This is a genomic window from Ferrovum myxofaciens (assembly GCF_000735045.1).
GTDB lineage: Bacteria > Pseudomonadota > Gammaproteobacteria > Burkholderiales > Ferrovaceae > Ferrovum > Ferrovum myxofaciens.
This window is the reverse complement of the sequence record NZ_JPOQ01000392.1, coordinates 1-392: the sequence shown is the minus strand read 5'-3', so window position 1 is coordinate 392 and position 392 is coordinate 1. Positions and strand designations below refer to the sequence as shown.

General features: G+C 48.7%; 1 pseudogene. It reads right to left on the bottom strand.

Features of this window, described 5'->3' with window-relative positions:
• A pseudogene (locus tag IV91_RS19890) lies at positions 1 to 126 on the bottom strand (IS66 family transposase); the annotation flags it as partial.
• Positions 127 to 392: the final 266 nt, after the last annotated feature.

Here is a 392-nt window from a genome sequence, read left to right as displayed (position 1 = left end):
CCCCTGATCGGTGCGTCCGGCTTTGACTGGAGTTTCATCCATGGTGATGACCCGAGAGGTGCGAATGGATTCCAGTTGAGCCTGGTGAATGGGGCGCAGCAGTTCCAGGGCAGCGTGAGTGAGTTGTTTTGGGTGCCCTCATTTCTGCGAACAACGTGGTCGCGATAATGGAACGGATTGGGGTGCGAGTGGTAGTCATTATGATGCCTCCTTGTGATCTTGAATGTAGAATGACCGGATGTCGTTGTCGAGGTGGGTTAACGATAACCTGAATCCGTGTTCGAAGCCCTTAAAAACATATACAACCGTTTGAATTAATGAGATAATTAGTCATATTCTTTCTTCACCCAAACGAACATGGCACACTTTGAAGTCCGGCAATCCGAGAAACT